Raw genomic sequence first — 23017 nt, 5'->3', positions numbered from 1 at the left:
GGCCATGACGCGCACGCCTGTCCTTTTTGCTGCGCACTTCGCTGTCGCCTGCCTGCTGGCCGGTTGCGACCGGCCGCAGACGCTATCGGTCGATGCGATCGCCGTCGATCCGACCTTGCTGCATCGGCTGCTCGCGCAGTGCCGACATGGCCAATACAACGCCACGTTCTGCGCCCGCGTCGATCAGGCCGATTTGCAGCGCTTTATGTCGGGCAAATCTGGGCCGAACGAATACCGCACGCTTTCCGAATTGCCTGCGGACATCCCGCCCAGCTTCGACGGCCCGAGCCCCAGCACTGATTCCAGTGTTTCCACGGAGATGCGGCCATGAACGACGTTTCCATCATCGACCACTTCCTCAACGTCTTCTCGACCTACATCGATTCCGGCTTTGGGCTGCTGCATGGCGAGGTGGCGTTTCTGACCGCAACGCTGGTGGCGATCGACATGACGCTCGCCGGCCTCACCTGGGCGCTGGGACACGCCGCCGGCCAGGGCGAAGACGTGATGGCCAAGCTCATCCGCAAGGTGCTCTACGTCGGCGCCTTCGCCTACATCATCGGCAACTTCAACTGGCTGGCGAGCATCGTGTTCCGCTCGTTCGCGGGCCTGGGCCTGACGGCCACCGGCTCGACCCTGAGCATGGAGACGTTCCTGCAACCGGGTCACATCGCCAAGACCGGCATCGACGCCGGCATGCCAATCCTCGAACAGATCAGCCAGATGGCTGGGTTCCCCGAGGTGTTCGTCAACATCACGCCCATCGTCGTGATGTTCCTCGCCTGGTTCACGGTCATCGTCTGCTTCTTCGTGCTGGCGGTGCAGCTCTTCGTCACATTGATCGAGTTCAAGCTGACCACGCTCGCCGGCTTCGTGCTGGTGCCGTTCGCGCTCTGGAACAAGACCGCGTTTCTCGCTGAAAAGGTGCTCGGCAATGTGGTGTCCACGGGCATCAAGGTGCTGGTGCTCGCAGTCATCGTCGGCATCGGCACGGGCCTCTTTGCCCAGTTCCCGACCACGCCTGCCGAGCCGTCCATCGACCATGCGCTGGTCGTGATGCTGGCCTCGCTCTCCATGCTCGCGCTGGGCATCTTCGGGCCGGGCATTGCAACGGGCCTGGTGTCCGGTGCGCCGCAGCTCGGCGCGGGCGCGATGGCCGGGGCGACCGTAGGTGCAGCCGGTGCTGCGATCGGTGTGGCTGCAGCGGCTACCGGCGTCGGTGCCGCTGTCGCGGCCGGGGCACGCATGGCGCCGGCCGCGGCGAGCGCCATCGGCAGTGGCGCGCGGGCTGCCAGCTCGACAGCCGGCAGTGCGCGTTCGGCCTACCAGGCCGGTTCCGCCGCCTCTGGCGGTGGACTCAAGGGCGCGGCGGCGGGCGTGGGTAACGTCGCCAAGACCGGCGCCCAGGCCGCTGGGCAAAAGGTTGCTTCCGGCGCGCGGGCGTTCGGTGAGCGTGCCGCTTCGGCCTTCCGTGGTGAAAGCCGCGCCGGAGCCGATACCAGCGCCCCGGAAGGCGGCGCATCGGGTGCCACGTCCGATGCCAAACAACCCGCCTGGGCCAAGCGTCTGCATCGACGCCAGCAGATCAGCCATGCCGCCACGACGGCCACGCACACGCTGCGCGGTGGTGACGGTGGCGGCTCCGCGCAAGGCCCGAGCCTCCGTGATTCCGATTCGTAAGGAGAACGACTTATGCGATTCAAGCGACCCCAGGTGCGCTACGCCAGTACGCCGCAGCCTGCCACCCCTTATCAGTCTGCGGCGCAGCTATGGGACGAGCGCATCGGCTCGGCCCGCGTGCAGGCGAAGAACTGGCGATGGATGGCGTTCGGCTGTCTGGTACTCGCGGTGCTGATGGCCGCCGGCCTCGTCTGGCGTTCCGCGCAATCCATCGTCACGCCCTATGTGATCGAAGTCGATCACGCCGGACAGGTGCGGACGGTTGGCGAAGCCACCACGCCTTACCGGCCGACGGATGCGCAGATCGCCTACCACCTGGCGCAGTTCATCACGCTGGTTCGTTCGCTGTCCATCGATCCGGTCGTGGTGCGGCAGAACTGGCTCGACGCCTACGACTACACCACCGATCGGGGCGCCGCCGTGCTCAACGACTACGCGCGCACGAACGATCCGTTCGCGCGCGTGGGCAAGGAGTCGGTGACGGTGCAGATCACCAGCGTCACGCGCGCGAGCGACACGTCATTCAACGTGCGCTGGATCGAACAGCACTTCGTCAATGACGCGCCTGCCAGCACCCAGCGCTGGAACGCCGTGATTTCCATTGTTTTGCAAACCCCGCGCACCGAACAGCGCCTGCGCAAGAACCCGCTGGGCATCTACGTCAACGGCCTGTCGTGGAGCCGCGAACTGGATGTGTCCGAAGGAGCCAAGTCATGAAACCGTCTTTCCACATTTACGCCATCGTGCTGATGCTCGCTGCCCTGACGGGCTGCGCCACGCAGGGCAAGCCGCCGCCGCGCATTTCGCTCGACGAGCCGATTGCCGCGCAGCCGCTGCCCGATTCGCCCAAGCCCGTCGAAGTGGTGGAGGTGCCGAAGGTGCTTCCGATGCCGGGGCAGATGAAGCCGCTGCCCGACGCTACCGATGGCAAACCCATGCACGAGCCTGCCGACGAAACCGTGCGCGTCACGCGCGCCAACGCCGAGGCACGCATGGAGCCCACACGCGAGGGCTACGTCAATGCGATCCAGGTCTGGCCGTTCACCGACGGCGCGCTGTATCAGGTCTATGCCGCACCCGGTCGCGTGACGGTCATTTCCTTGCAGCCGGGTGAGGAGCTGGTCACGGTCGCCGCGGGCGACACGGTGCGCTGGATCGTGGGCGACACGTCCAGCGGCACCGGCGATGCGTTGCGTGTCAACGTGCTGGTCAAGCCCATCCGCTCGGGCTTGAAAACCAATCTGGTCATCACGACCAGCCGCAGAACCTACCTGCTGGAGCTGACTTCGACCGAGAAGGCATGGATGGCGTCGGTGTCCTGGGAGTACCCGAAAGACCAGATGCTCGCCTTGCAGCGCCAGGACCAGGCCGCGCAGGCGACCGCGCCCATCGATACTGGCCTCTCGCTAGACAAGATCCACTTCCGTTACGCGATCAGTGGCAGCAATCCGCCGTGGAAGCCGCTACGTGCCTTCGACGATGGCGAGAAGGTCTATATCCAGTTTCCCGCTGGCATCGCTCGGGGCGAGCTGCCGCCGCTCTTTGTGATCGGCCCGCAGGGCGACGGCCAACTGGTGAACTACCGTTTCCGTTCACCGTACTACATCGTGGACCGCCTGTTCGGCGCGGCCGAATTGCGGCTCGGCGGCGACAAGGGCGACGTGGTGCGTATCGAGCGCACCGACGGCACGCGGAGGAACTGATCATGAGCCAGGACGACACCCCAGACGCGCCTCTGTCCAACACCGCCAACGCCGCCCTGAAAGTCGCGCCAGAGAGCATGACGCTGCGCTCGCAGCCACGCCCGGTGACGCGGCTGAACCGGCGCACGCTGGCGTTCCTGACCGGCGGCCTGGGCGTGGCCGTGATCGGGGCCACCTTCTGGTCGTTGCAGCCCCATCGGCACGCCGGCAACAACGTGCCGACCGAGCTTTATAACGTCGATCGTGTAACGCGCTCCGAAGAACTCGACCAGCTTCCGAAGGACTATTCCGGCTTGCCGCCCAAGCCGGCGGCCAGTGTGCCGACGCTGGGGCCGCCGCTGCCGGGCGACCTGGGGCCCGCCATCGTGCAGTCGCAGCAACCACCGCCATTGCCCAACACGTCGCCCGGACAAGACCCGGAAGCGGCTGAGCGCGACGCGCTGCGCAAGGAGGCCGAGGCCGCCGCCGGGTCGTCAGTGTTCTTCCGTACCAGCAATCAGACGGGTGGCCAGCAGGTCGCGGCGGCGCCTGCTGCATCGGCGGCCACTCCGCCGGCGAGTAGTCTGGCTGCATTCGATCCGCAGGCTGCCGGCCCGGCCTCGACGGCGGCGCAGCCCAACGATCCGACGGCGGTGCAGAACCGGCAGAGCCAGAAGGAAGCGTTCATGGCCAAGGGTGGCGATAACACTACGAGCAACACTGGCACCTTGCAAACACCGGCCTCGCCGTACACCGTGATGGCCGGCACCGTCATTCCGGCCGCACTGGTGACGGGCATCAATTCCGATCTGCCGGGGTCGATCATTGCCGAGGTGACGCAGCCTGTCTATGACACCGCGACCGGGCGTTACCTGCTCATTCCGCAAGGCTCGCGGCTGATCGGACGCTACGACAGCCAGGTGGCGTTTGGACAGCGGCGCATGCTGCTGGTCTGGCTGCGTCTCGTGTTGCCCGATGCCTCGTCAATCGCGCTCGACAAGCTACCCGGCATCGACCCGGCCGGCTACGCGGGCCTCGAAGATGGCGTGGACTGGCACTGGGGCCGAATCCTGGCCGGCGCGGCTTTGTCCACGCTCCTGGGCGTCAGCTCCGAGATGGCGATGTCGAATCAGGGCAACCTCAACAACGGCAACACTGTCCTTGCGTTCCGCGACAGCGCGCAGGACACAGCCAATCAGGTCGGCCAGGAAATCACGCGCCGCAACCTGAGTGTCCAGCCGACACTGACGGCGCGGCCGGGCCTGCCGGTGGAAGTGATGGTGAACAAGGATATGGTGCTGCGGCCATACCAGCCGCTGGTCTTCCAGCGGGGGAGTTCACGATGAGTACGACTCACAAACTGCGGCTGGGGCCGCTGCCCAGGATCGAGAACATCAAGCTGACATTCGCATGTCCAGCCAGCCTGAAGACCGACCTTGACCGCTACGCCGCGCTGCACACGCAGACCTACGGCGAGGCGGTCGATGCGGCGGCGCTGATTCCGCACATGTTGGAAGCGTTCATGGCAAGGGACAGAGGTTTTCACCGGAAGGGCCGTACCGCTACTACAGCCACTAAAGCATCGAATTGAATTGAGCAGCAAGAATCGCACGGACGGATTTGCTGCAGCAATGGGTAAGTCCAATGTCGAAGCCTGCGCATACCTGACCACCTTGCCCCCGCGTACAGTACTGGTGGAGCGGTTGCAGCAGGCCACCCAGCGGTCACAGTTTCAGATCGAGCAGCGTAAGACGTGCGACACCCTGTCATAACGAGGGCATTTGGGCGTGCCGGCGTGCGGCGCGGTCAGGACCTCGGGGGTGCCCCGTGCTTCATGTCGAATCACGGCCTTCGGCTTCGATTCTTCACGCGTTTCCGCGTGCCTGACGTCGCCTCTCAACGAGATGGGCAATCCTGCGAGCGAATCGCTGGCTCCACGTCGAATCCGGTGGCCGTTCTGATAGTGAGCACGAAGATCGGGGTGGCATGCGACTGCTTGAGCAAAGCGAACCCAATCTCAGCATATGGACTGGTGGCGGAGAGGTCGCTATTTGCAGCCTGAAAGACAAAACACATCAGAAACTCGCAGTCGTGATGCTGGGCCTCGACACCGAAATCGATCACGATGAGGCTCCAATCTCCATCATCCCTGGTTAGGGTCTTCAGGAGCTGGCGGGCGCGTGTCTCAATATAGGCACGGCTCTGTACGATCGATGTGGCCTTCGCAATGCCTAATGCACTGGGCCTGCCGCGAACATCGGCGACGACAACTTCCGTGAGATCAGCGAGCACTGCCACCCATTCGTCGCGTGGATCGGCACCGAGTCTGTTAGCGCGCGAAAACTCACCGAGTATTGCCGATTCCGGCCCATTGGGCTGCTCCGCGGTCGATATGGATTGCACGCCTGATTCAGGGGGCTGCGGCAGCCGCGACATCTGCACGAAAGGATCTTCCAATCGCGGACAATGCTCGACGGCTTCGAGCGTCGCGCGCCGAATGCGATCGGTGGCTAGCTCGAGATTCTCGGCAGCCGCTGCGGCTATTCTGGCCGCGCGTGCCACTTGGGCACTTCGGGCCAAGAGCGCATCGACATCTATCCGGTAGTGCTGTCCAAATTGCAGATGTTTCTGCATGAGCCGAGCAGACTGGTCTTGAATCCAAGCCTCACCGAGGTCTGCGTAAGCGTCGGACTGGATTCCATTGATTGGCATGATGGGCTCCTTGCGTGAGGCCGCACCGGGCGAAATGCCTGACTCGTAGAAGAGAGACATGCGGCATGTCGCTCGAAACAAACAGTAGGCTTCCCGACTCGATAGCGCTCTCCGTTTCTTGCGCTTGAATATACGGCGTGTCTCTCAGCGCGCCGCATGCATGCCTCACACTTCTTGATCACCAAATACAGGCGCGGGCTGCGCTAGCCTCGGGCCGCTTCGCCCCGCCTTATTCTTTCGAGCAGTTCACACGACTCAGTTACGCGGAGCCGCCGGGCTCGGATGCCATGAAGCCAGCCACGTCGAAGCCTGCTTTCAATGCCCCACAAAGGTACATCGCGATATAGGTGGGCAGCACTTCCGTCCGGCGAACGCTATTTGCGAACGTGCAATCTATGCGGCAACTGTCGCCCTGATCGACGACTGCAAACGACGCCACGGAGAATCTTTCCTTTGCGGTCAGATAGTCTTGCTCGGTTAGATCCGGCTTTTCGCTGTTCATGGTGCGAACTGGATGTCGCTTTGGGAGCCGGGCAGAAAATCCTGAATCTTCCGATTCGCGTTGCAGGTCTGATCCATAGTAGTGAATGCCGCTGTACAACTCGATGCACTGATAGAGCGACGAAAACCAGTTCGCCTGCCAATACGAGAGGCGGGATGTCCCGTCATACATGGCGTACTTGATGCATGCGCTCTCGACGGAGCCGGACACGCAAGTGAAGGCTGCCTTGAAACTGCTTACAAGATTCTTCTCATCGCTCGCCCTACGTTTATCGACACGCATCCTGCGCCACCAGATCAGAGAGGAAAATTAACCATTCTGTTGAACGATGGTGCGAAAGGCACTCCGTTTCTTGCGGTCGGAGTCTTGCGAAGTCATGCATTCCTTCGGCCGATCAGAGCGAGCGCCAAGTCTATGTCCCATTCCATCACGGGCAAGCATTGAGGTAGGCAACGCAGCCTCGATGGAGCATTCGCATTCCTTCGCAAGAATCGGAGTTGCGCGAAGAGCCCTCGTCGGCAAAGTGGCGCCACGCGCAGGCCAGATGAACGCGCATGGCCACGAATATCCACGAGGAAACTATGATTGTGAGCGGTGTTCCACAGCGAGAACTGGCGCATAGCGAAGAACCAAACCCATCGCCACTGCTGACGCGAAAACTACTCGAAGAAGGCAGTATCGATGCACTTGTTGCCATCGATTCGCCCGGTATGAGGATGCTCACAGAGGCCGACCGCTTGGCATCGCTGCGCGAGACATTGTCACTACGGCCGCTTGGAGATGTATGGATCTTCGGGTATGGCTCGTTGATTTGGAATGCGGCGATCGACGCCGTGGAAAGGCGTGTCGCCAGAATCGACGGTTGGCACCGGTCGTTCTGCCTTTCGATCACCGCACTTCGTGCGACAGTCGATCGCCCTGGGTTGATGCTCGCGCTGGACCGTGGTGGCTCGTGTCATGGAGCGGCCTACAGGCTTGCGGACGACGATGTCGAACGCGAACTGCAATTGCTATGGCGAAGAGAGATGATATGCGGGGCCTACATGCCTCGATGGGTTGATCTGAAGGGCATCGACGGGGAGTTCCTTGGCTCCGCGATTACCTTCACTATCGATACAACCGTTCCGCAGTATGCGGGTGACCTCGACCAAGATGCCGTTGTGCACAGATTGGCCACTGCATCCGGTGGGTTGGGAAGCTCCCGCGACTATCTGTTCCGTACGTGCGAAGGCTTGCGCGCCAATGGACTCCGCGACGAGGAGCTGGAGTATCTGGCCTCTCTCGTGCAGATCGCTCACGAAGACGACGGTCTCCTGTCACTGGCTTAGACAGTAGTCGGCCATATGCCGACGATCTGCGATGAGTGCGCCCGTGATCCCGATAGATGTCGATAACGGGTGAAGGCCGACCTCGACCGCTACGCCGCGCTGCACACGCAGACCTATGGCGAGGCGGTCGATGCGGCGGTGCTGATTCCGCAAATGCTGGGAGCGTTCATGGCGAGGGACAGAGGTTTTCACCGGAAGGGCCGTGTCGTCACTACTGCTGCTAAAGCATCGAATTGATTTGAGCAGCAAGAATCGGAGTGTTGGACGACGCGCAGATGCCTATTCTGGTGCTCAGGTCATCGAGTGGTTTCGATGACCCTTCCGAAATTAACTGTGAGGACGTTTCCAATGAGCAAAGAAGAGGATAACAAGGCCGTCGTCGGCCGCTGGTTCACGGAGTTCTGGGGCAAGAACGTCAATCTCGCAGTCATCGACGAGATCGCCGCTCCGAACATGCTGCTCAAGTATTCGCTGCACGAACCCCGGCGCGGTCGCGAGGACATCAAGGCCTTCATGACCGACTTCCGTGCCGCGTTCCCCGATCTCAACTTCTGGGGCACGGCTGATCTGATCGCCGAAGGCGACTACGTCGTTGGTCACTGGGAGGGGGGCGGCACCCACACGGGTCCGGCTCACGATGACTTCCTGATCGGCGGTCTGCCTGCTGCAACTGGCCGCACGATGCATTTCACCGGTACTACGGTGCTGAAGGTGATCGACGGCAAGATCGTGGAAGAAATCGGCCTGGACGACGGTGTGACTGCACTGACCCAACTCGGCCTGATCAAGGCGACCGCCGTCAACGGCGACGCCTGATTCCCCGGCAACGGGAGAAGTCGCGCCACGCTTTATTAGCGTGGCGTGATCTCCTGAATCAATGAAGAGGGCCCGCATTTTTGATGCGGGCCCTCTTCGCTCCGAATCTCATATCTACGTAGCGTCATCTCAGAATTTCTGAGCAGGAAACGGAGCGTATTCGGTCGAATAAGGCAGTAGATTTTTAGATAGTGGTATCGATCATCTTTGAGAGGACATCACTGCCATGATTCGAATCGGCTATGCACCCGGTGCCTATGATCTTTTTCACATCGGACACCTCAATCTTCTGCGACAAGCCAAAGCGCATTGCGACTTCCTCATTGCCGGCGTCGTGGCCGACGAAGTTTTGATTCAGTCCAAGGGAGTGAAGCCAGTGATCCCGCTTGCTGAGCGATTGGAAATCGTTAGCAATGTGCGCTATGTCGATGCGGCTAGCCCTGCGTTCACCAACGACAAAGTGGAAATCTGGAAAGACCTTCGGTTCAACGTTCTGTTCAAAGGGGACGATTGGCAGGGAACCGAAAAGGGCAATCAGCTCGAACGGAACTTCGCCCGCCTTGGTGTCGAGATCGTCTACTTTCCATACGGAAAGATCACGTCGAGCAGCGCGCTTCGCCAGACGCTGAAGAACATCGACGACCTCGCCAGCCGAGTGCGCCGAAATCAGATGATGACGGATGCTGCCTTTGCCAATTGACGGTCGCGGTATCGAGAACACGCCAGTCATTCTCGACTGCCGTTCTCGTTGTTTCTTCGCGTTTTCGATGGACATCTACGATGAATGAAGTTCCATGTGCAGAACCTCTTGCACGGTCGCTGTCCACATGGGTGGCGGCAATCCAACTGAGCTTGCTTCCGCAGGAGTCCGCCGCATTGAGACTCGACAACATGAAGCTCGAATATCTCGTGCTAGCTCTTCTTGATATAGACGGATGTGAGGCAGCGCAGATGGACGTGCTGTCGGGTTCTGAAGCGCCGTTCAACCGATGCCCGGAGAACTTCTACGACACGTTGCAACAGGCTATACGGCAACTTCGATTGTTCAAGCTATTCGCCCGAACTCACGACGGGGAATATCACCGGAGCGTTTGTCCCGCCGCTTACAACGAACGTACTGGCGAGCACCATCCAGAAGAAATGGCACGCTGGCGTGCCGACTTTCGCGCCATGCGTCCTGAGCAGCAGATGATGGCCGCGACCATTGTTTGGCTTTATCGGTCGGGCTCCGACTCCATCTGGCTGCGCCGCGTCCCTTGTACCTGGAGGGCATCTGAGGCCTTGCACTATATGCACGACGCAGGTTGTCTTGCGTTGTGGCTCCGGCTCGTCGCCAGTTACCCCGGCTGGTGAGTCGTGTTCCAAAAACAGAATTCAACCGCAAAGACCGGAGTTTCAGAGGCTGGGCAGATTCCTACACTGACATCACCCTTCAACCAAGTGAGCGATGTGCCATGACAACCCGTTCTTTTTCCGCATTCAAATACAACTTCCGTATCCCGGGAAGCCGGGTGGAAGGCCCCATTCGATTCGCCGTCGGCCAGACGATGCTGGGCATGGTCCTCGTCGGACGAAGCCAGCGTGGCATCTGCGCCATCTTCCTGGACAAAGATGCACAAGCCTTGAAAGGGCAACTCGCCGAGGCATTCCCGAATATTGAGCTGCAAGCCGGCCAGCCAGAGCTTGCGCGCGAACTCAACCAGGTCATTGCCTTTATCGACAAAGACCAGTCTGAGGGCGTGGTCGATCTCGACATCGGCGGGACTGCGTTCCAGCAGGAGGTCTGGCAAGCATTGTGCGGCATCCCGTCTGGCCAGACGCGAAGCTACAGCGAGGTGGCTCAGGATCTCGGCGTGCCGGAAGCAGTTCGAGCCGTGGCGGGCGCTTGCGCCGCCAACGTGTTGGCCATCGCGATTCCCTGCCATCGCGTGGTGCGTAGCGATGGCTCGGTGTCCGGCTATCGCTGGGGTGTCGAGCGCAAGCGCGCTCTGTTGGCTGAGGAGCGTGCGCAATGAGGATCAAGGCAGGGCGCGAGAGCGTCATGGCGCCCTTGACTTACGACTGGGTAGGCATGGAGAGTTCACTTGATGCCTATGGTAATGCCGTGCTGCCTGGACTTCTGGCCACAGAGCAATGCGATGCGTTAGCCGCGCTCTATTCTAGGGACGAAGGCTATCGGACTCGGATCGTCATGGCGCGCCACGGATTCGGGCGCGGCGAATACAAGTATTTCGCGTACCCATTGCCGCCACTGCTCGACTGGCTGCGTCATGCGCTGTACCCCCGGCTTGTGCCGATCGCCAATCGCTGGAACCGCCAATTGGGAAGCGACACGCAGTATCCGGGCGAGTTGGATGTGTTTCTTGATCGGTGTCACCAGGCCGGCCAGAGCCGGCCGACGCCGCTGATTCTCGAATATGGTGAAGGCGACTACAACTGTCTGCATCAGGACCTCTACGGCGAACACGTTTTCCCGTTGCAGGTGGCCCTCCTGTTGTCTGAGCCTGGCAGGGATTTCGCCGGTGGGGAGTTCGTCATGACGGAGCTTTCAAGCAACAGGCAGCGAGCCGATGTCGTCGCGCTGCGCCAGGGCGACGCGGTGGTATTCACCGTCAATCAGCGGCCTTCGACAGGGCAGCGCGGCATCCGAAGAGTGGCGATGCGACATGGCGTCAGCCGCATTCTTAGTGGAAGGCGTCATACCGTCGGCCTTATCTTTCACGATTCGAGGTGAGCATGGAATCGTTTGATCTTTTCGAGACAGGCGGGCAACGCCTGCGCCTGGGTTCAGGTGCCTTTGTGCTGCGTGGATTCGCGCTGTCGTTTGTGCGTGAGCTGATGCCCGCCATTGCGGATATCGAGGCGATGTCGCCGTTTCGGAACATGGTGACGCCCGGTGGATTCACCATGTCGGTCGCGCTGACGAACTGCGGAGCGTTGGGATGGACAACGGACCGGCGCGGCTATCGGTACACATCCATTGACCCCGACACCGGCGAGCCTTGGCCGGTCATGCCCCAAGTCTTTGCACGATTGGCGAGCGAGGCGGCGACGGCTGCGGGGTTCGACGGCTTCGAACCCGATGCCTGTCTGGTCAATCGATATTCGCCAGGCGCGCGACTTTCGCTGCATCAGGACAAGAACGAGCGGGACTATGCGGCGCCCATCGTCTCGGTCTCTTTGGGTATGAAAGCCACATTCCTTTTTGGCGGTCATGAGCGCTCCGATCCGACGGCCAAAGTGCCTCTGTATCACGGTGACGTGATGGTATGGGGCGGCGTTGATCGCCTGCGCTATCACGGTGTGATGCCGCTCAAGGAAGAGACACATCCCCTGCTGGGAAACCAGCGCATCAATTTCACGTTCCGTAAGGCGAGTTGAACTTCGGAATTCAAGAGCAAGGGACGGAGTTTTTTCCTGCGATGACGCAACTAAAGTAATCGCAGTTGCCAGGGTTTCCCCATGAACACGATATCCATAGAACTGACGAACGACCAGTCCGAAGCACGCCACCAGGTTGAGGCTTATTGCCAGTCACTGGTGGATATCGGTGCGGCGCAATGGAGGGTCAACGACGCCGGCGCTAGTGAGCTGCATATGGAGAGTGGCGAGGCCTACCTGTTTGGCGAATGGGGCGTTACGCGGCTGAAGTGAAAGGATGGGCAACCTCAGGCGGGGCGTCCGATTCACTCGACAAGGAGTACATCATGCAAATGTTTATGAGCAATCTGGCGTCGCCGTTGGGCGATATGCTGCTCGTCACCGATTCGCAGCAAATCGTGCGTGCGCTCGATTTTGCAGACCATAAGGCGCGCCTGAATCGCGGCTTGCGCGAACACTATGGCAGCGTTGAGCTGGCTGAAGTCCCGGCCCCTTCCGAGATCGCCCAGGCCATCGCCCGCTACTTCTCGGGTGAGCTGGGGGCATTGGACATTCTGCGCACAGAGACTGCTGGTTCGGAGCTACAGCGCCGAGTCTGGGCCGCGCTGCGCCATATTCCGGCGGGCACAACCACGACCTACGGCAAGCTCGCCAAGGAACTCGGCTTCGACGATCCGCGCGCGGCTATCGACATCGGTGCGGCCAATGGCGCCAATCCGATCGCCATCATCGTGCCGTGCCATCGAGTCATCGCCAGCAATGGCGATCTCAAGGGCTACGCATGGGGCCTGCACCGCAAGCGTTGGCTGCTGGAGCACGAAAAAGCAATCGCGCCGCAGCACGTCGAACCACAGACAGCCATGCTGCCGGGGATTTGATCTTGACCGATACCATTGCAGCCGACCTGTCGCCACGCGCCTACCGTCAAGCTGCTCAGTTTCTGTCCGGTCAGGATGCGGACTGGGCCAGCCATATCGCCACCGTCGGCCCATGTCGGCATGAGCCCAAACCCGCCCGCGAGCCCTACGAGGCCTTGGTGCGCGCGATTGCCTACCAGCAACTGCACGCCAAGGCCGGGGATGCAATTCTTGGGCGATTGCTGGCGCTCTATCCGGGCACGTCCTTCCCATCGCCCGAGCAGTTGCTGGCCACCGATCCCGAATTGCAGCGCGCGTGCGGCTTCTCGGCCACCAAGCTGGCCACGATACGCGGCATCGCCCAGGCCGCCGTGGACGACATCGTGCCCAATCTCGACGAAGCACGACGTCTATCCGACGCCGCGCTGATCGAGCGCCTGATCTCCCTGCGTGGCGTGGGGCGCTGGACCGTCGAGATGTTCCTGATCTACTCGCTGGAACGTTCCGACATCCTGCCGGTGGATGACTTCGGCGTGCGCGAGGGATACCGGCGTCTGAAGGGGCTGGAGAAGGCGCCTACACCGCGCCAGATGCGCGAGATTGGGGAAGTCTGGAGCCCGTGGCGAACGGTGGCCGCCTGGTATCTGTGGCGTCTGCCCAGTCGTTGAACATCGACCGCAAGAATCGGAGTGCTTGCGAATGAAGTCCTGCCTATTCTGACCCTGTGATTGATGATTCCCAGGACTGTCACCATGAATACGACTACTGTCTACGAAACCGAGGATGCCCGCTGGGTGGCGGTGCAGGCTCGGGATGCCGCAGCCGACGGCCATTTCGTCTACGCCGTGCGCACCACGGGTGTGTATTGCCAGCCAAGCTCCACGGCGCGGCTACCCAAGCGCCAGAATGTGGAGTTCTTCGACTCGGCCGAAGCCGCCGTAGCGGCGGGCTACCGACCTAGCCGCCGTGCGCGCGGTGATCAGACGAGCGCGGCGGTGGAGCGCGCCGCGCTCGTGGCGCGCGCCTGCCGCCTGATCGAAGAGTCGGAAACGCCGCCCCAGCTCGACGACCTGGCTGCCGAAATCGGCATGAGTCCGTTCCACTTCCATCGCCTGTTCAAGGCCGAAACCGGACTGACGCCCAAGGCCTACAGCTCGGCCTACCGCGCCCGTAAGTTGCGCGAGGAACTGAGCGCCCCCAACGCCTCAGTCACCCATGCGATTTACGGAGCCGGCTTCAACTCCAACAGCCGGTTCTACGAAGCCTCCGACCAATTGCTGGGCATGCGCGCTCGGGACTACCGGGCGGGCGGAGCTGGGGCGGTCATCCGCTTTGCAGTGGGGCAGTGCACGCTTGGCGCCATTCTGGTGGCCCAGAGCCAGCGTGGTATCTGCGCCATTCTGTTGGGCGACGACCCTGACTTGCTGGTGCGCGATCTGCAGGACCAGTTTCCCAAGGCCCAGCTCATCGGCGGCGACGATGGTTCGAACAGTTGGTCGCCCAGGTTGTGGGCTTCGTCGAAGCACCGTCGATTGGCTTGCATCTGCCGTTGGACGTTCAGGGCACGGCCTTTCAGGAACGAGTTTGGCGGGTGCTGCGCGAGATTCCGCCGGGCACGACCGTGAGCTACGCGGAAATCGCTGAACGCATCGGGTCGCCCAAGGCTGTGCGCGCCGTAGCGCAGGCCTGTGGAGCGAACCACCTGGCCGTGGCCATTCCCTGCCATCGCGTCGTGCGGCGCGATGGCGATATCTCGGGCTACCGCTGGGGCGTGGATCGCAAGCGTGAACTGCTGCGACGCGAAGCCAAGATTTGATGGAGAGACTTCTAGTGACCTCACCTGACACGAGCATTGCCCGCCTGGATTGGGCAGGCATTGCCGCTCAACTCGACCAGGAAGGCTATGTCGTTCTGCCCGGCCTTTTGGGCGAGGATGCGGCGCGCAGTCTGGCGCGCCAGACCCAAACCATGAGCGCCGCGCAGCGCGTGCCGTTGGCATCAAGCGATTTGGGGCGCGGCGAACTGTTCTATTTCGGTGCCGACTTGCCGGCGCCGCTGGAAGATTGGCGCACGACGTTCTATCGCCATTTGGCTGTCATCGCCAACCGCTGGAGTGAAATCCTGGGTATCGGTAGTCGCTATCCAACGGAGTTGGAAGACTTCCTCCGGCGCAACAAACAAGCTGGTCAGGTGCAGCCGCAATCACACTTGAGCCGCCTTGGCGTCGAGGATCATGTGGCGCTTCACCAGCGCAACGACGATGAGCAGGTGTTCCCCTTGCAGGTGATCGCATTGCTGTCAGAGCCGGGCACGGACTTTATGGGCGGTGAATTCGTGATGACGGAGCAGCGTCCGCGCATGCAGTCACGTCCTATGGTGCTACCGCTCAAGCTCGGCGATGCGGCCATCATCACGACATCGGAACGCCCATTCAAGGGGACGAAGGGCCATTACCGGGTCAACCTGAAGCACGCCATCAGCCGTGTTCGTCGTGGCCAACGCATCGGCATGGAACTGACGTTTCACGATGCCCGGTAATGCGAGGGAGTACAAGAACAATGCCTACTCTGGACAAAACATTCACTTTGATCGGGAAGGATGGCAAGCCATATGCCAGCCCAGTCCCCGGCATATTTGGCGGGCACCGCGGCGGCAAGCTCTACGGCTGTCTTGATTGCCGCGCTGCGTTGCAGGCGATTGCACGTGGCGGTTACGTGAAGCATCGCGTCTTCTTTCTGGACGAGACCACGGCCATCGCTGCCGGCTATCGGCCGTGCGCCGTCTGTCTGCCTAATGAGTACGCAGTGTGGAAGAAAAAACAGCCCATCAAAACTCCTAACTTTGCCAAAAAGGAGCTTCGTTCATGAGCTTGTTTCAGTCCATGTCTGTCTGCGCAGACATCATTGCTGCGCACGATGCACTGGAGGACGCTATAGCGGCGGTGGATTGGGCCGCAGCGGAAACCGCCTTGGGGCTCGACGGTTACACCGTACTTTCCTCGTTGCTGACGCCCGAGCAGTGCGACGAAGTCTCCGGCTATTTCTTCCAGGACGCACGTTTTCGCAGTCGCATCGTGATGGAGCGCTACGCCTTCGGTCGAGGCGAATACAAGTATTTCAGCTACCCGCTGCCGGATGTGGTCGGTCGGCTGCGGCAGTCGCTCTATCCCTATCTGGCACCCATCGCCAACCGTTGGCACAGCGCGATGCGCATCGACCAGCGCTTTCCCTCGACCCATGCCGAATTTCGGGAGATTTGCCATCGGGCCGGCCAGCAACGGCCGACGCCGCTGCTGTTGCGCTACCAGGCTAACGACTATTGCTGCCTCCATCAGGACCTGTACGGCGAACACGTCTTCCCGTTCCAGGCCATATTCCTGCTCAACGCACCGGGCCGGGATTTCACGGGTGGCGAACTGCTGCTGACAGAGAGCAATCCGAAGAAGCCTGGCCGAGCGGATGTGGTGCCACTACGCCAAGGTGACGCCGTCATCCTCGCCGTCAACCATCGCCCCGTGCGGTCCGCGCGTGGCTTCTACCGCGCGAATCTGCGCCACGGGGTCAGCCGGCTGTATTGGGGGCAGCGGCATACGTTGGGCATCATCTTCCATGATGCCAAGTGATAGAGATGTGGACGGTCAGCGCCCTTGACCGTCAAGTAGGATCAGAATAGTTGATGGAGAGACGTCGCATGACCGCTTCCGCGCTCCCCAACTTACTATCCCTGCGCGCCTATGTGGCGCCTGGTTTCGGCAGGACGAGGCCGTGATCGTCCAGTCGAGCAGCTGCAACCAAGGCATCTCCAGCCTCATGGAGCGCCCCCATAGAGCCGATGCCATCCACGTCCGAATACTTGGCAGTGGCCCAAGATCTCCGTAGAGAAGCTAAAGCTGGGTTTTCTTCCGTGATGAGAACAGAAGTCATATGCGTGGAGCTGCATCGGCCTGCTATGAATGAAAAAGCCGCCCCTGCATGAGCAGGGGCGGCTTTTGAATTGGTGCCCGAGGCCGGAATCGAACCGGCACGCCTTGCGGCGGGGGATTTTCTTCCCACTTCGGCTTTCGCCGCCGACCTGCACAGGGCAGGGCGTTCGTGGTCTGGAGCACGCCTTCACCATAGCGCTGCGTGTTACCGCTTTGCCTTAGGTGCCCGCCGTCTGCTCTCTACACCTTCCCTTGGATCTTTCGATCCGAGGGCTTGGCTCGGCATTAGCTCGGACTGAGTCGTCCAGGGCCTTCACCGAGTTTGACGGGCTTCACCTCAAGAATTTCTTCGAGAGGGCTCAAATTTGGTCTGAGTCCCCTGCGTCTACCAATTTCACCACTCGGGCGTGACGCGATATTACAGCACTACCTACTACTACCCACTGGGAGCCAGTACGCGCCGTACCGACTCCTAGTTGGCTCCTAGCTCGAAAAGCTGACTTTTCGCTCAGGAGCCGAAACTTCCTGAAAACCCTTGTGGGGCATGGCTCTGCGGACGATGAACCCAAACTAACCATAGGTACAAGTACCTATTTTTGAGTCCCCTGCGTCTACCAATTTCACCACCTGGGCCTGCGTCGGCTCGCGGCGCAAAAAAGCGGCGACGGGCCAATCGAGTCGGCGATTATGACCGAAAACGCCGCCGCGGGCAAGCGGCAACGGCGGCGTTTTCGGTCTCCCGGACGCTACTGCGCGAGGTAGACGAACGCGCCGTTCCTGATTACGCCCATCACGCTCGCGCGCTGATCCAGCCCGACGTGATCCGTCGCGCTCGTAGTCACGACGCCGTTCGGCACCACGAGCTCGTGCGCATGCTCGAGCTCCGAGCGCAGCGCTACGCGAAATTCCTTCGTCCCCGGCTTGCCGGCCTTCAGCGCGCGCGCCACGGCGTCCTGCAGGCGCGGGTACACGCCCGCCGCATCGCCCGCGAACTGCGTGACCGAACCCTTGCCGTACTTCTCCTCGTAAGCGTTCACGAACGCGAGCGCGGCCTTCTTCGACGGATGATCGGCCGGCAGCGTCCGCGCGACGACCACCGGCTGCGTCGGGAACAGCGTGCCTTCGACATCCTTGCCGCCCAGCTTGATGAATTCCGGCGTCGCGATGCCGTGCGTCTGGTAGATCGCGCCCTTGTAGCCGCGCTCGACGAGCGTGCGCTGCGGCAGCACGGTCGGCGTGCCCGCGCCCGCGATCAGGACCGCGTCCGGCCTGGCGGCCATCAGCTTGAGGATCTGGCCGGTGACGCTCGCATCGGTCCGATTGAAACGCTCGCTCGCGACGATCCTGATATGCCGAAGATCGGCGAACTTGGTGAACTCGTTGAGCCAGCTATCGCCGTAACTGTCGGCGAAACCGATGAATCCGACCGTCTTCACGCCGTGATTCGCCATGTAGCGCGTCATCACGTCGGCCATCGCGCGGTCGGTCTGGGCCATCTTGAACGCCCACACCTTCTTGCCTTCCTGCGGCTCCACGACGGATGCCGAGCCGATCAGCGTGATCATCGGCGTCTCGTATTCGGCGACCGGGTCGAGCGCCGCGAGCGCCGCGGGCGTGATGTTCGGCCCGACGATCACGTCGACGTGGTCCTCGGTGATGAGCTTGCGGATGTTGCGCACCGCCGCGCCCGGGTCCGAGCCATCGTCGAGGATGATGTACTCCGCGTTCTGCCCGGCGATGGTCTTCGGCCACATCAGCATCGCGTTCTTGCTGGTGATGCCGATCGCGGCGGCGGGGCCGGTGCTCGACAGATCGATGCCTACTTTCAGTTGCGCGTGTGCGGCGGCGGTCAATACGGCGAGAGCAGCGCCGGCGATCAGCCGGCGCGCGAACTTCGACAACGTCATTGGAAAGGTCTCCAAGGGGAAGGCAATCATTTTTCTGGCGGCGCGCGGCAGCCGCTTTATATAGCAGTCAAAGCTCGTAGCTCTCGTGCTCGCCCGACAGCGCCTGCTCGATCAGCTTGCGATTCAGCGACGGCGACAGCAACTCGACGAGCGTATACACATAGCTGCGCAGATACGCGCCCTGTTTCAGCGCGAGCCGCGTGACGTTCGTGCCGAACAGATGGCCGACGGGCATGGCGCGCAGATGGCGGTCGCGCTCCGGATTGAACGCGATGTCCGCCATGATGCCGACGCCGAGTCCCAGCTCGACGTAGGTCTTGATCACGTCCGCGTCGATGGCTTCGAGCACGATGTCCGGGGTCAGATTGCGCAGCCCGAACGCCTGATTGATCTTCGTGCGCCCGGCGAACGACGCCTCGTACGTGATGATCGGGTATTGCGCGAGATCGTCGAGCGTGAGGATCTTGCGCTCGAGCAGCGGATGATCCGGCAGCATGACCGCGAGGTGCTGCCACTGGAAGCAGGGCAGCGACACCAGTTCCTTATAGTTGGCGATGGCCTCGGTCGCGATGGCGATATCCGCCTGATCGTGGATCACCATCTCGGCGACCTGCGTCGGGCTGCCTTGCAGAATCGAAAGGTGCACCTTCGGAAAGCGCTTCTTGAATTCCGCGATGGCCGACGGCAGCGAGTAGCGCGCCTGCGTGTGCGTGGCGGCGATCACGAGATTTCCCTGATCCTGCGCCGCGTAATCCTTACCGACTCGCTTCAGGCTCTCGACTTCCTGCAATATTTTCTCGACCGACGCGAGGATGATCCTTCCCGGCTCGGTGAGCGATCTCACGCGTTTCCCGTGGCGCGTGAAGATTTCGACGCCCAGTTCGTCCTCCAGCTCGATGATCGCCTTGGAGACGCCCGGCTGCGACGTATAGAGCGCCTTGGCGGCTTCCGTCAGGTTGAAGTTCTGCCGGACGGCCTCGCGCACGAAGCGGAACTGATGCAGATTCATTTATAACCCAGCCGCATATCAAAGTAATTTTTCAGTCGTTTGCAATATATAGCAGGTTCTTTACTATCAGTCCAATTTTTCCAATATCCATATCTGTTTTCGTCATTTGCTAATGAGCGTTCCGTCTGAACGGCGCTCGCGACGGGCACTCAATGGATATTCGATGGATGAGACGCGCTGCGTAACCTAGGACGCCGCGCTTTTTACAAGAACTTGGGGCCCCCGAATGTACCAATACGATCAGATCGACCAACGCATCGTCGACGAACGTGTCGCGCAGTACGCCGACCAGGTCCGCCGACGTCTGTCGGGCGAATTGAGCGAAGAGGAATTCCGTCCGCTGCGTCTGCAGAACGGCCTGTACATGCAGCGTCACGCGTACATGCACCGCATCGCGATTCCTTACGGCAACCTGCGCAGCGATCAACTGCGCATGCTGGCCACCATCGCGCGCGAGCACGACCGCGGCTACGGTCACTTCTCGACGCGCACGAACATCCAGTTCAACTGGGTCGAGCTCGAGGAGACGCCGGAAATCCTGCGCAAGCTCGCCTCGGTGCAGATGCACGCCATTCAGACCTCGGGCAACTGCATCCGCAACATCACGGCGGACCAGTTCGCGGGCGTTGCGTCCGATGAAGTCGTCGATCCGCGTCCCTGGGCGGAAATCATGCGCCAGTGGTCGACGTTCCATCCGGAATTCGCATGGCTGCCGCGCAAGTTCAAGATCGCGGTGAACGGCTCCGCGGAAGACCGCGCGGCCGTGCAGATCCACGATCTGGGCGTCTATCTGAAGAAGAACGCGCAAGGCGAAGTCATCATGGATATCCTCGCGGGCGGCGGTCTCGGCCGCACGCCGATCGTCGGCGCGATCATCAAGCGGGATCTGCCGTGGCAGCACCTGCTCACGTACTGCGAAGCCGTGCTGCGCGTGTACAACCGCTACGGCCGCCGCGACAACATGTACAAGGCGCGCATCAAGATTCTCGTGAAGGCGCTCTCGCCCGAGAAGTTCTCGAAGCAGGTCGAGGAAGAGTGGCAGCATCTGAAGGACGGCCCGTCGACGATCACGCAGGAAGAAGTCGATCGCGTGTCGAAGTTCTTCGCGCCGCCCGCCTACGAAAAGCTCGCGGACACCGACGCGTCGTATGAAAAGCATCTGATCGAAAGCAAGCCGTTCGCACGCTGGGTCGAGCGCAACGTGCGCCCGCACAAGGTGCGGGGCTACGCATCGGTGACGCTGTCGCTCAAGCCGCGCGACATCGCACCGGGCGACGCCACCGACAAGCAGATGGACGACGTCGCCGATCTCGCCGACGAATTCTCCTTCGGCGAAGTCCGCGTGTCGCACGAGCAGAACCTGATTCTCGCGAACGTGAAAAAGCGCGACCTGTACACCGTCTGGGAGCGCGCGAAGGCGCTCGGCTTCGCGACGGCGAACATCGGCCTCCTGACGGACATCATCTCGTGCCCGGGCGGCGACTTCTGCTCGCTCGCGAATGCGAAGTCGATTCCGATCGCGCTCGCCATCCAGGAACGTTTCAACGATCTCGACTATGTGCACGACCTGGGCGACCTGTCGCTGAACATCTCGGGGTGCATCAACGCGTGCGGTCACCATCACGTCGGCAACATCGGCATTCTCGGCGTCGACAAGGACGGCTCGGAGTGGTACCAGGTGACGCTCGGCGGCGAGCAGAGCTCGGGCGCGACCGGTGCGCATCTGGGCAAGGTGATCGGCCCGTCGTTCTCGGCCGAAGAGATGCCCGACGTGATCTCGCAGGTGATCGATACCTTCGTCGACAACCGCGGCGAAGGCGAGCGCTTCATCGAGACGTTCAACCGCATCGGCATGGCGCCGTTCAAGGAGCGCGTGTACGCATCGCGCCAGGCTCACGCTTAAGGATCTTCAAATGACGTTGATTATCAAGAACCGCGCGGTTGTCGAAGACGATTTCACCGTGGTGCGTGCAGCCGAAGACGGCGCACTGCCCGCGATCGACGCGCTTCCCGCAGGCAAGATCATCGTTCCGTTCGCGCTGTGGAAGGAGCACCAGTCGGCGATCGTCGCATCGCGCGCGAAGGACGAAATCGGCGTATGGCTCGCGCCCGACGACGAGCCCGCCGACCTCGCGTCGGATTTCGACAAGATTGCGCTGGTCGCGGTGGATTTTCCGGTGTTCCGCGATGGTCGCGGCTTCTCCATCGGCCGTTTGCTGCGCGAGCGTCATCATTGGACGGGCGAGCTTCGCGCGATCGGCGACGTGCTGCGCGACCAGGTGCTGTTCCATTCGCGCTGCGGCTTCGATGCGTTCGCCGTGCGCGCGGACAAGGACATCAACGACGCGCTGAACGCGTTCAACGAATTCACCGAGCTTTATCAGGGCGCGACCGACAACCCCGAACCGCTGTTCCGCCGCCGCGCGGCGCTCATCGCAGCGCTCGGCGCCTAAGGGAAAAAGCAGAATGACCCCCGAATTGCAAGCCAAGGTTGAACGCCTGGATGCGCTGCTCGATTCGATCGCGGCGCGTCACGAGCGTGTCAAGCTAGCCAGCAGCCTCGCCGCCGAAGACATGGTGCTCACGCACGCCATTCTGTCGCGCGGTGTGAAGATCGGCATCTTCTCGTTGAACACAGGCCGCCTGCATGCCGAAACGCTCGGCATGCTCGATACCGTGAAGGAACGCTACGGCTACGAGATCGAGCAGTTCCATCCGCAGCAGGATGCCGTCGATGCCTACGTGCGCGATCACGGCCTGAACGCGTTCTACGAAAGCATCGACTTGCGCAAGAGTTGCTGCCATATCCGCAAGGTCGAGCCGCTCAACCGCGCGCTTTCGGATGTATCCGCGTGGGTGACGGGCCAGCGCCGCGAGCAATCGGTGACGCGCGCGGAACTGCATGAGGAAGAGCACGACGCGCCGCGCAACATCGCGAAGTTCAATCCGCTCGCGGACTGGACGGAAAGCGATGTCTGGGACTACCTCAAGGCCCTCGACGTGCCCGTGAATCCGCTGCATGCGCGCGGCTATCCGAGCATCGGCTGCGAGCCCTGCACGCGCGCCGTGCGCCCCGGCGAGGACAGCCGGGCGGGCCGCTGGTGGTGGGAATCGCGCGATACGAAGGAATGCGGCCTGCACATCACGAACATCAGGGTCGTCGAAAAAGCTCCGAGCTCGGCGATCTGAAGGCGCGAAGACGCCGGATCAAAACTCTGTCA

General features: G+C 61.6%; 26 protein-coding genes and 2 pseudogenes. 24 read left to right on the top strand and 4 right to left on the bottom strand.

Annotation, left to right across the window (positions count from 1 at the left end):
* The first annotated feature begins 4 nt into the window (after nucleotides 1-4).
* The 6 genes from AWB83_RS21895 to AWB83_RS21870 are packed head-to-tail and all read left to right on the top strand — an operon-like array spanning nucleotide 5 to nucleotide 4953.
* Nucleotides 5-331, top strand: a complete 327-nt coding sequence (locus tag AWB83_RS21895; protein ID WP_087047720.1) for a hypothetical protein — start codon at nucleotides 5-7, stop codon at nucleotides 329-331.
* Nucleotides 328-1680 (top strand): P-type conjugative transfer protein TrbL, encoded by a 1353-nt coding sequence (gene trbL, locus AWB83_RS21890; RefSeq protein ID WP_087047719.1) that lies wholly within the window; start codon nucleotides 328-330, stop codon nucleotides 1678-1680. The genes AWB83_RS21895 and trbL overlap by 4 nt, the downstream gene beginning before the upstream one ends.
* 12 nt (nucleotides 1681-1692) lie before the next feature.
* Nucleotides 1693-2397 carry a conjugal transfer protein TrbF gene (gene trbF / locus AWB83_RS21885; RefSeq protein ID WP_087047718.1) on the top strand — a complete coding sequence of 235 codons (705 nt, stop codon included), beginning with the start codon at nucleotides 1693-1695 and terminating at the stop codon, nucleotides 2395-2397.
* Nucleotides 2394-3383, top strand: a complete 990-nt coding sequence (trbG, locus tag AWB83_RS21880) for a P-type conjugative transfer protein TrbG (RefSeq protein WP_087047717.1) — start codon at nucleotides 2394-2396, stop codon at nucleotides 3381-3383. Before trbF ends, trbG begins: the two co-directional genes overlap by 4 nt.
* Nucleotides 3384-3385: 2 nt before the next feature.
* Nucleotides 3386-4708: a TraB/TrbI/VirB10 family type IV secretion system protein gene (locus AWB83_RS21875; RefSeq protein WP_087047716.1), complete on the top strand. Its 1323-nt coding sequence runs from the start codon at nucleotides 3386-3388 to the stop codon at nucleotides 4706-4708.
* Complete coding sequence (locus AWB83_RS21870; protein ID WP_087047715.1) at nucleotides 4705-4953, top strand: DUF2274 domain-containing protein; 249 nt, start codon at nucleotides 4705-4707, stop codon at nucleotides 4951-4953. The genes AWB83_RS21875 and AWB83_RS21870 overlap by 4 nt, the downstream gene beginning before the upstream one ends.
* Before the next feature lie 305 nt (nucleotides 4954-5258).
* Here AWB83_RS21870 and AWB83_RS36995 read toward each other — a convergent pair whose 3' ends face one another.
* Nucleotides 5259-6074, bottom strand: coding sequence for a hypothetical protein (locus tag AWB83_RS36995; RefSeq protein ID WP_208636793.1), 816 nt, complete (start codon nucleotides 6072-6074; stop codon nucleotides 5259-5261).
* A 259-nt stretch (nucleotides 6075-6333) separates the two neighbouring features.
* Nucleotides 6334-6858, bottom strand: coding sequence for a hypothetical protein (locus tag AWB83_RS36185; protein ID WP_143750089.1), 525 nt, complete (start codon nucleotides 6856-6858; stop codon nucleotides 6334-6336).
* A gap of 272 nt (nucleotides 6859-7130) precedes the next feature.
* Here AWB83_RS36185 and AWB83_RS21855 point away from each other — a divergent pair, with 272 nt between their 5' ends.
* The 15 genes and pseudogenes from AWB83_RS21855 (at nucleotide 7131) to AWB83_RS21780 (ending at nucleotide 16580) form a co-directional block, all read left to right on the top strand.
* On the top strand, nucleotides 7131-7904 hold the full coding sequence (locus AWB83_RS21855) for a gamma-glutamylcyclotransferase (protein WP_244197844.1): 774 nt from the start codon (nucleotides 7131-7133) through the stop codon (nucleotides 7902-7904).
* Nucleotides 7905-7973: 69 nt separating this feature from the next.
* Nucleotides 7974-8141: pseudogene (locus AWB83_RS21850) on the top strand (DUF2274 domain-containing protein); the annotation flags it as partial.
* A 111-nt stretch (nucleotides 8142-8252) separates the two neighbouring features.
* Nucleotides 8253-8720, top strand: coding sequence for an ester cyclase (locus AWB83_RS21845; protein ID WP_087047712.1), 468 nt, complete (start codon nucleotides 8253-8255; stop codon nucleotides 8718-8720).
* A gap of 226 nt (nucleotides 8721-8946) precedes the next feature.
* Nucleotides 8947-9420 carry an FAD synthase family protein gene (locus AWB83_RS21840; RefSeq protein ID WP_087047711.1) on the top strand — a complete coding sequence of 158 codons (474 nt, stop codon included), beginning with the start codon at nucleotides 8947-8949 and terminating at the stop codon, nucleotides 9418-9420.
* A gap of 80 nt (nucleotides 9421-9500) precedes the next feature.
* Nucleotides 9501-10073, top strand: coding sequence for a hypothetical protein (locus AWB83_RS36990; RefSeq protein ID WP_208636792.1), 573 nt, complete (start codon nucleotides 9501-9503; stop codon nucleotides 10071-10073).
* 101 nt (nucleotides 10074-10174) lie between these two features.
* The gene (locus AWB83_RS21830) at nucleotides 10175-10735 is read left to right on the top strand and encodes a methylated-DNA--[protein]-cysteine S-methyltransferase (RefSeq protein WP_087047710.1); all 561 of its coding nucleotides are present in this window, start codon (nucleotides 10175-10177) and stop codon (nucleotides 10733-10735) included.
* A 26-nt stretch (nucleotides 10736-10761) separates the two neighbouring features.
* Entirely contained in the window at nucleotides 10762-11454 is a 693-nt protein-coding gene (locus AWB83_RS21825) for a 2OG-Fe(II) oxygenase (RefSeq protein ID WP_087047709.1), read from the top strand.
* Nucleotides 11451-12101, top strand: a complete 651-nt coding sequence (gene alkB, locus AWB83_RS21820; protein WP_167389142.1) for a DNA oxidative demethylase AlkB — start codon at nucleotides 11451-11453, stop codon at nucleotides 12099-12101. Before AWB83_RS21825 ends, alkB begins: the two co-directional genes overlap by 4 nt.
* An 81-nt stretch (nucleotides 12102-12182) precedes the next feature.
* Entirely contained in the window at nucleotides 12183-12374 is a 192-nt protein-coding gene (locus AWB83_RS21815) for a hypothetical protein (RefSeq protein WP_087047707.1), read from the top strand.
* A 53-nt stretch (nucleotides 12375-12427) separates the two neighbouring features.
* Nucleotides 12428-12979, top strand: a complete 552-nt coding sequence (locus tag AWB83_RS21810) for a methylated-DNA--[protein]-cysteine S-methyltransferase (RefSeq protein WP_087047706.1) — start codon at nucleotides 12428-12430, stop codon at nucleotides 12977-12979.
* Between the two features lie 2 nt (nucleotides 12980-12981).
* Entirely contained in the window at nucleotides 12982-13626 is a 645-nt protein-coding gene (locus tag AWB83_RS21805) for a DNA-3-methyladenine glycosylase family protein (protein ID WP_244197842.1), read from the top strand.
* Nucleotides 13627-13710: 84 nt separating this feature from the next.
* Nucleotides 13711-14774 (top strand): annotated as a pseudogene (ada, locus tag AWB83_RS21795) (bifunctional DNA-binding transcriptional regulator/O6-methylguanine-DNA methyltransferase Ada).
* A gap of 14 nt (nucleotides 14775-14788) precedes the next feature.
* Nucleotides 14789-15496, top strand: a complete 708-nt coding sequence (locus tag AWB83_RS21790; RefSeq protein ID WP_087047820.1) for a 2OG-Fe(II) oxygenase — start codon at nucleotides 14789-14791, stop codon at nucleotides 15494-15496.
* Between the two features lie 20 nt (nucleotides 15497-15516).
* Nucleotides 15517-15825, top strand: a complete 309-nt coding sequence (locus AWB83_RS21785; RefSeq protein WP_087047704.1) for a metal-binding protein — start codon at nucleotides 15517-15519, stop codon at nucleotides 15823-15825.
* On the top strand, nucleotides 15822-16580 hold the full coding sequence (locus AWB83_RS21780; protein WP_087047703.1) for a 2OG-Fe(II) oxygenase: 759 nt from the start codon (nucleotides 15822-15824) through the stop codon (nucleotides 16578-16580). The genes AWB83_RS21785 and AWB83_RS21780 overlap by 4 nt, the downstream gene beginning before the upstream one ends.
* 1046 nt (nucleotides 16581-17626) lie before the next feature.
* On the opposite strand, the gene AWB83_RS21770 is transcribed toward AWB83_RS21780, so the two are convergent.
* Together AWB83_RS21770 and AWB83_RS21765 are read right to left on the bottom strand one after the other, a co-directional pair.
* The gene (locus AWB83_RS21770; protein ID WP_087047701.1) at nucleotides 17627-18787 is read right to left on the bottom strand and encodes an ABC transporter substrate-binding protein; all 1161 of its coding nucleotides are present in this window, start codon (nucleotides 18785-18787) and stop codon (nucleotides 17627-17629) included.
* 67 nt (nucleotides 18788-18854) lie between these two features.
* Nucleotides 18855-19796 carry a CysB family HTH-type transcriptional regulator gene (locus AWB83_RS21765; protein ID WP_087047700.1) on the bottom strand — a complete coding sequence of 314 codons (942 nt, stop codon included), beginning with the start codon at nucleotides 19794-19796 and terminating at the stop codon, nucleotides 18855-18857.
* Between the two features lie 226 nt (nucleotides 19797-20022).
* Here AWB83_RS21765 and AWB83_RS21760 point away from each other — a divergent pair, with 226 nt between their 5' ends.
* From AWB83_RS21760 to AWB83_RS21750, 3 genes are read left to right on the top strand one after another with little or no spacing between them, the layout of a single operon-like run.
* The gene (locus AWB83_RS21760; RefSeq protein ID WP_087047699.1) at nucleotides 20023-21699 is read left to right on the top strand and encodes a nitrite/sulfite reductase; all 1677 of its coding nucleotides are present in this window, start codon (nucleotides 20023-20025) and stop codon (nucleotides 21697-21699) included.
* Nucleotides 21700-21709: 10 nt separating this feature from the next.
* The gene (locus AWB83_RS21755; RefSeq protein ID WP_087047698.1) at nucleotides 21710-22249 is read left to right on the top strand and encodes a DUF934 domain-containing protein; all 540 of its coding nucleotides are present in this window, start codon (nucleotides 21710-21712) and stop codon (nucleotides 22247-22249) included.
* A gap of 13 nt (nucleotides 22250-22262) precedes the next feature.
* Nucleotides 22263-22985 carry a phosphoadenylyl-sulfate reductase gene (locus AWB83_RS21750; RefSeq protein ID WP_087047697.1) on the top strand — a complete coding sequence of 241 codons (723 nt, stop codon included), beginning with the start codon at nucleotides 22263-22265 and terminating at the stop codon, nucleotides 22983-22985.
* Nucleotides 22986-23017 lie beyond the last annotated feature (32 nt).

This window comes from Caballeronia ptereochthonis, assembly GCF_001545075.1.
GTDB lineage: Bacteria > Pseudomonadota > Gammaproteobacteria > Burkholderiales > Burkholderiaceae > Caballeronia > Caballeronia ptereochthonis.
This window is presented reverse-complemented; position numbering and strand designations above follow the sequence as displayed.